Genomic DNA, 5,790 nt, shown 5'->3' with positions numbered 1-5,790 from the left:
CTATTATTTTGTCATTGCTCAAAATATAAAAGATTATGCGACACAGAGGTTATTTAGAGAGACTATCAAGATTGAAGGTCAGGCAGGGTTTATGCTGGGTCTAATGAGAAAAATAGATAAAGGAATAAGGCGCCTCGAATATATAAATATTGCCTGTGGGAAGAAATTTAATATTGACATTGAAAACTGGAAAGAGTGGTGGAAAAGATTTACTGGAACCTTTAAATTTTTCAGGGCTTCCATGCCAGATATCTTAGTTCGAGATTTAACCTGTAATAAGGACAAACAGATTACTCGGTATTCTTTAGAATGGATACTACAAAATAGAGAAATCATGGGAGAAGAACATATCAATGGTGAGCGATGTCTTGTTGTATCCGGTTTCTTGGAAGGTAAGCAAGAATTACAATACATTGTAGAATCACTTCCTGTCTATAAATTAAATGAAGGGAATCTTTATTTGCAACAGAAGGAGAAATATTCTTTGAAAGAAGCCTTCGAAAAACGGCTTGTAGAGATTGCAAGAATGTATAAAGGGCAAAGCCAGTTTGTATTGGCTTCAAGACAATTAATTGATGAAATTGAAAAATTGAAGCCTATAGTTACCCAGAAACGATTATTAGTTTCTGATGTAAAAAGTTATTCGAATTTATTATAATGGGAGGCCATCTCTTCCGCTTCTACATCCCTGTCCGCTACCTCAATGGCAAAGTATTGCATGACTTTGTTTAATACAAATAGAGCTTTGATTGAAATGCTATGTAGCACATGCGGCATTGTGTTGGCTATGCCTTTTCAAACCTTGTATAACATATTTACTTATATCTAATGTCGATGTATGTGGAGCTAAGTTATGATAGTTTTATTCTCAGCTATGCTATACTACCTTTTAAACATGTTTTCTGAACCACTCTGCAATTTCCTCAATAGCGACATTATTACTTGCGACTTTAAGAGTAAATTGTTCAAGTACCCTGTTTGATGCTGTGATGGTATAGTTGTTAACTTTGAGGAATATTCCTGCAGCGGTGATTGCGGTTCTTTTGTTGCCATCCACAAAAGGATGATTTTTGATTATTGAATGCATGAGGGCGGCAGCTTTAGAAAATATGTCGGGGTATAGATCAGTAGCGGAGAATGTGGCTATAGGTCTTGCAGTGGCTGATTCTAACAGTGACAGGTCACGGATGCCATGGCTGCCTCCGGTTTCTTCGATTATAAGAAAATGGATAAAGAGAATCTGCTCGGGCGTCAGATAGTTCATTTCTTCGCCAGTGATTTCAATGCCGGCCTGTATTGATCAATGAACTCTTTAACCTGGGTGGCAAATTCTGCATTGATTGGTTTATATGCAGTACTGGATATTGAAGGTTCTATGATGATCCTGTTAGTTCCTTCATCCAGTGTAACTTCAACCTCGACACCGGTTGTTAAGTTGAGTTTTTTCAGGATATCTTTTGGGATTGATATCCCCTGACTATTACCTATATGACATATTTTGCGTATCATATGATCCCTTTCCTTTTATTGTTATTACAATGTTATTACGCTTGAATAAAGATGTCAATTATGCTAACAATTTTGTGAAATACGGATATTCAGACCATGGACAATAGTATCGCTCACCTCAAGCTCACCGGCACTCAGATCAATTACTATTTCCTATGCCAAAGGAAGCTATGGTACTTTGCCCACGATATTCAGATGGAACAGAATAATGATGCAGTCTATCTTGGAAAGCTGATTCATGAAACATCATATGAACGTGAAAAAAAAGAGATAGATATTGATGGCACTATTAAAATAGACTTTATTGGCAAAGATCGTGTTATTCATGAGGTAAAAAAATCAGACAAGGTGGAGGAACCGCATATATGGCAGTTGAAGTATTACATATGGTACCTGAAACAAAAAGGCGTCGAAGGGGTTACGGGCAAGATAAATTATCCAAAGCTTAAAAAGATTCTTGATGTTGTGCTTGAAAATGGAGATATGGAAAAGATAGAGACAATAATGGTAGATATAAACCGGATAATTACGTCTCCCCTGCCTCCGGTTGTCAACAGGATGAAGATTTGCAAGAGCTGCAGTTACGGGGATATATGCTGGGTGTGAGGGTGACCGTTTGATATGAAACAAAACTATTACATATTTAACAATGGTTGTCTGCGGCGCCAGGAGAATACTATATTCTTTGAGAAAGAGGACGGAACCAGGAACGTAATCCCGATTGAAAATACGGAGGCTGTTTATGCCTTCGGTGAGATTGACTTTAACACAAAACTGTTTAATTATCTGGCGCAGAAAGGTATCCCGGTTCATGTCTTCAATTATTACGGTTTCTACTCCGGCAGTTACTATCCCCGTGAGACGCTTAATTCAGGTCAGCTTCTTGTAAAGCAGGTGAATCATTACACCAACATGCGGCACAGGCTCGCTCTGGCCAGGGCATTTGTAAATGGAGCGTCCTTCAATATAGTTAAGAACCTCAGATATTATAACAACAGGGGAAAGGATTTAGGGGAATACATCAATGCCATAGAAGGCTACCGGTCCCGGATAGAAGAGTCTGGGGCTGTGGAGGAATTGATGGGGATAGAGGGGAATATCCGCAATACTTATTATAAGGCATGGCCTACTATCATTGATTGTGAAATAGAGTTTGAGCGAAGGGTTAAACAGCCACCGGATAATATGATAAACGCATTGATATCGTATCTTAACTCGCTGGTTTATACCACATGCCTTGGGGAGATATACCACACCCAGTTAAATCCATTAATCTCATTCCTCCACGAACCAGGCGAGCGCAGATATTCACTCAGTCTTGATCTTGCGGAGATATTTAAACCCATTTTTAGTGACAGGATTATATTTACCCTCCTCAACCGCCAGCAGATAACGAATAAGGATTTTATGACTGAAGTAAACCTTTGCTACCTGAATGAGAGCGGAAGAAAGACCGTAGTCCGAGAATATGACGAAAGGCTCAAGACGGTTATAACACACAAGAAACTGGAGCGGCAGGTTTCATATCGGCATCTTGTCAGACTGGAGTGTTATAAGCTTGTTAAACACCTGATAGGGGAGCAGGAATATGAAGGCTTTAAAATCTGGTGGTAATTCCGATCCAGAGGAAATATAATGTATGTCATTGTAGTATACGATGTGGATCAAAAAAGATGCGGCAAGATGTTGAAGCTATGCAGGGGCTATCTGCATCATATCCAGAACTCAGTATTCGAAGGGGAGATCACGGAGGCAAAGCTGGAGGAGTTAAAAATAAAATCCAGGAAGATTATGCGGGAGGAAGATAATGACTCTCTGATCGTCTTTAAATCCCGTAACGAAAAATGGCTTGAGAAGGAGATAGTAGGAACAGACAAAAGACCTGTAGATAATGTGCTTTAAGGGAATTTTTATGCCGGGAGTCGGGAGAGTTACTCTGTCGAGCCCTGTGACAACAATGGCATGTGGGTTAAAAAAATATTGTGGAATATGATAATCAGGGAACTTTGTTTGACAAAACAAGTGGTTTAATAAACATGTCAACCCACCGGCGTTTTTGCATGATTGAAGGTAGACGAAAAAAACGTTTATTTTGTGTGTTTATAAATGATGTAACGACTTGTTTTTATTACATCAGCTAAACGGCTGTCATTGCGCCTATAAGGAATTGAAACAAAAAGGAAAAAGATTGTGGAAGGAAGAATAACATGCTGTCATTGCGCCTATAAGGAATTGAAACATGCTCAAATGTAAGGAGATAAGGTAATGCCTGATACTGTCATTGCGCCTATAAGGAATTGAAACTAACTAAAACTGATGAGGGTTTATTCTAATGTCATCCTGTCATTGCGCCTATAAGGAATTGAAACTTAACACAGTCTGCACAAGTGTTGTCGGGACTGGTCTACTGTCATTGCGCCTATAAGGAATTGAAACCTGAAATATGTGTCTGTATTTGTAGTAACTCTTCCTGCTGTCATTGCGCCTATAAGGAATTGAAACTCGTGATGGAATCCAACACTGAGGTCTTTCCCGCTCTGTCATTGCGCCTATAAGGAATTGAAACGAAGATATAAGGACTGAAAATAATAGGATTGCAAACTGTCATTGCGCCTATAAGGAATTGAAACATATCTATCGCAACATTTTGAACCTGCTGGCCTACTGTCATTGCGCCTATAAGGAATTGAAACAAATCAGAACCATATACTCCTGAAGCTGAAGCACCCTGTCATTGCGCCTATAAGGAATTGAAACGCAGACTTACCCATAAAGCGGGATACAATCATCTTACTGTCATTGCGCCTATAAGGAATTGAAACCTGTCAGAAAGCGTGAAGAGAAAAGGCCACTGCCCTGCTGTCATTGCGCCTATAAGGAATTGAAACAGATAAGTGGACATCGAGGGCGAGGCCGATGTTCCCCTGTCATTGCGCCTATAAGGAATTGAAACAGTTCTCCAAAGGTCTTATCAGATTCTATTTTAATCCTGTCATTGCGCCTATAAGGAATTGAAACGGGCGATTATCGCCGGTGATGCCGATTTTGAGTTGCCACTGTCATTGCGCCTATAAGGAATTGAAACCATCTTATCAGTGATCCCGTTGCCTCACGTAAAAATCTATCTGAAAGTACTATTCGTTGCCTCATGGAAAATCTATTCGAAATGTTCTAAGTTTTTAAACTTCTGTTATTCTGGTATTTTTGTTAATGTCCTCTCCAAAATGGCTTTCATATTTGCCTTACAATCGCTTTTCTTGAGCTGATCCATACCTGGCTATACCTCGATTCATATCCTTTTTCTTAGCAGCATAGTCTATAAGTCTACTTTGTAATCTCGTTATCTGTCTCTTTAATTCTGCCGGGTTTAGTTTTGCATAAAGTCTGTTCATTTCATCCTTGTTTTTATCAGGTACATGTGTGGACTGCAATACCCTCTGGTACGGTGTCTGTGGTTTGTCATACTTCTTTGTTACCCTACTCCCTGTTCTTGTCTTCTCAAGCAACTTCATTACCGGCTGAAAATAGTTCGTATAAAGCCTTAGATACCCGTAGAGCTCATTTAGCATCGCAAGCTCTTCATCTGTTACCTTAGATAACCTACAGCCCTTCTCACAACGGAATAATTCTTTTGCTCTACATAACAGTTGTCATTCTTCCTGTATTTCCTCGACCTGGTAAAGGTTATCCTCTCCTCCTTGCAGTATCTAAACAGATGTTCATTGATAAACTCAGACCCATTGTCTGAATCTATACCCAATAAATCAAAGGGCAGATGCCCCCTTATTTTCTTTATCGCCTCAAACACCCATACCTGTGCCTTATTCCTGACTGCCTGTGTCTCTGTCCAGGTTGTGCATATATCCGTCATATCAAGTGTCTGAATAAAATCACCCCGAGGATCCCCTCCCTCATGCCCTACAAGGTCTATCTCCACAAATCCAGGCCTCTTCTCATCCCATTCTGAAAACGTCCTTATCGGTATCTGATTCTTAAGAAGCGTTCCCGGCTTTGTATGGGACCGGCCCTTTATATTATCCTTCTTCTTCTCTTCAGATAATAACCGATCTATGGTGGCAGCACTTATCTTATGAAGTTTCCCCCTTGTCGTGCGGTCAAGCTTTATCTCTTTATGCATCTCTAATAATAGTGGGTAAACCCCCGGCTCTGCCGGGGGACTCCCAGAGTTTGACATTTCCGGGAATATAAGAAAGCCTCCTTACTGTGAACCGCACAAAGTTTACAGTAAGGGAGGCTTTTGATGGATGACTTACAAAGTTT

8 protein-coding genes and 1 CRISPR repeat array are annotated in these 5,790 nt (G+C 40.0%); of the genes, 4 read left to right on the top strand and 4 right to left on the bottom strand.

From position 1 onward, the window contains the following. The coding region (locus HZA08_06340) for a hypothetical protein (protein ID MBI5193046.1) at positions 1 to 658 on the top strand (658 nt) is incomplete at its 5' end. A gap of 231 nt (positions 659 to 889) precedes the next feature. On the opposite strand, the gene HZA08_06335 is transcribed toward HZA08_06340, so the two are convergent. Next, positions 890 to 1,264 carry a type II toxin-antitoxin system death-on-curing family toxin gene (locus HZA08_06335; GenBank protein MBI5193045.1) on the bottom strand — a complete coding sequence of 125 codons (375 nt, stop codon included), beginning with the start codon at positions 1,262 to 1,264 and terminating at the stop codon, positions 890 to 892. Then, positions 1,261 to 1,509, bottom strand: coding sequence for an AbrB/MazE/SpoVT family DNA-binding domain-containing protein (locus tag HZA08_06330; GenBank protein ID MBI5193044.1), 249 nt, complete (start codon positions 1,507 to 1,509; stop codon positions 1,261 to 1,263). Before HZA08_06330 ends, HZA08_06335 begins: the two co-directional genes overlap by 4 nt. Positions 1,510 to 1,605: 96 nt before the next feature. Here HZA08_06330 and cas4 point away from each other — a divergent pair, with 96 nt between their 5' ends. Genes cas4 through cas2 form a run of 3 tightly spaced genes read left to right on the top strand, consistent with a single transcriptional unit; the run spans position 1,606 to position 3,411 of the window. Further along, positions 1,606 to 2,115: a CRISPR-associated protein Cas4 gene (gene cas4 / locus HZA08_06325; protein MBI5193043.1), complete on the top strand. Its 510-nt coding sequence runs from the start codon at positions 1,606 to 1,608 to the stop codon at positions 2,113 to 2,115. 15 nt (positions 2,116 to 2,130) lie between these two features. Continuing rightward, positions 2,131 to 3,123, top strand: coding sequence for a type I-B CRISPR-associated endonuclease Cas1 (cas1b, locus tag HZA08_06320; GenBank protein ID MBI5193042.1), 993 nt, complete (start codon positions 2,131 to 2,133; stop codon positions 3,121 to 3,123). Positions 3,124 to 3,144: 21 nt separating this feature from the next. Continuing rightward, positions 3,145 to 3,411: a CRISPR-associated endonuclease Cas2 gene (gene cas2 / locus HZA08_06315; protein ID MBI5193041.1), complete on the top strand. Its 267-nt coding sequence runs from the start codon at positions 3,145 to 3,147 to the stop codon at positions 3,409 to 3,411. Positions 3,412 to 3,654: 243 nt separating this feature from the next. After that, a CRISPR array of direct repeats spans positions 3,655 to 4,594; the repeat unit is 29 nt; unit sequence CTGTCATTGCGCCTATAAGGAATTGAAAC. Positions 4,595 to 4,751: 157 nt separating this feature from the next. Here the strand turns inward: cas2 and HZA08_06310 are convergent. Together HZA08_06310 and HZA08_06305 are read right to left on the bottom strand one after the other, a co-directional pair. Beyond that, positions 4,752 to 5,078 (bottom strand): hypothetical protein, encoded by a 327-nt coding sequence (locus tag HZA08_06310; protein ID MBI5193040.1) that lies wholly within the window; start codon positions 5,076 to 5,078, stop codon positions 4,752 to 4,754. Between the two features lie 17 nt (positions 5,079 to 5,095). Then, on the bottom strand, positions 5,096 to 5,647 hold the full coding sequence (locus HZA08_06305; GenBank protein ID MBI5193039.1) for a DDE-type integrase/transposase/recombinase: 552 nt from the start codon (positions 5,645 to 5,647) through the stop codon (positions 5,096 to 5,098). Positions 5,648 to 5,790: the final 143 nt, after the last annotated feature.

Source organism: Nitrospirota bacterium, from assembly GCA_016212215.1.
Lineage (GTDB): Bacteria > Nitrospirota > 9FT-COMBO-42-15 > HDB-SIOI813 > HDB-SIOI813 > JACRGV01.
This window is presented reverse-complemented; position numbering and strand designations above follow the sequence as displayed.

Excerpts from the sequence above, each read along its gene's own strand:
- HZA08_06335 (MBI5193045.1), bottom strand. The coding sequence starts at position 1,264 with ATGAACTATCTGACGCCCGAGCAGATTCTCTTTATCCATTTTCTTATA.
- HZA08_06330 (MBI5193044.1), bottom strand. The coding sequence starts at position 1,509 with ATGATACGCAAAATATGTCATATAGGTAATAGTCAGGGGATATCAATC.
- cas4 (MBI5193043.1), top strand. The coding sequence starts at position 1,606 with ATGGACAATAGTATCGCTCACCTCAAGCTCACCGGCACTCAGATCAAT.
- cas1b (MBI5193042.1), top strand. The coding sequence starts at position 2,131 with ATGAAACAAAACTATTACATATTTAACAATGGTTGTCTGCGGCGCCAG.
- cas2 (MBI5193041.1), top strand. The coding sequence starts at position 3,145 with ATGTATGTCATTGTAGTATACGATGTGGATCAAAAAAGATGCGGCAAG.
- HZA08_06310 (MBI5193040.1), bottom strand. The coding sequence starts at position 5,078 with ATGCTAAATGAGCTCTACGGGTATCTAAGGCTTTATACGAACTATTTT.
- HZA08_06305 (MBI5193039.1), bottom strand. The coding sequence starts at position 5,647 with ATGCATAAAGAGATAAAGCTTGACCGCACGACAAGGGGGAAACTTCAT.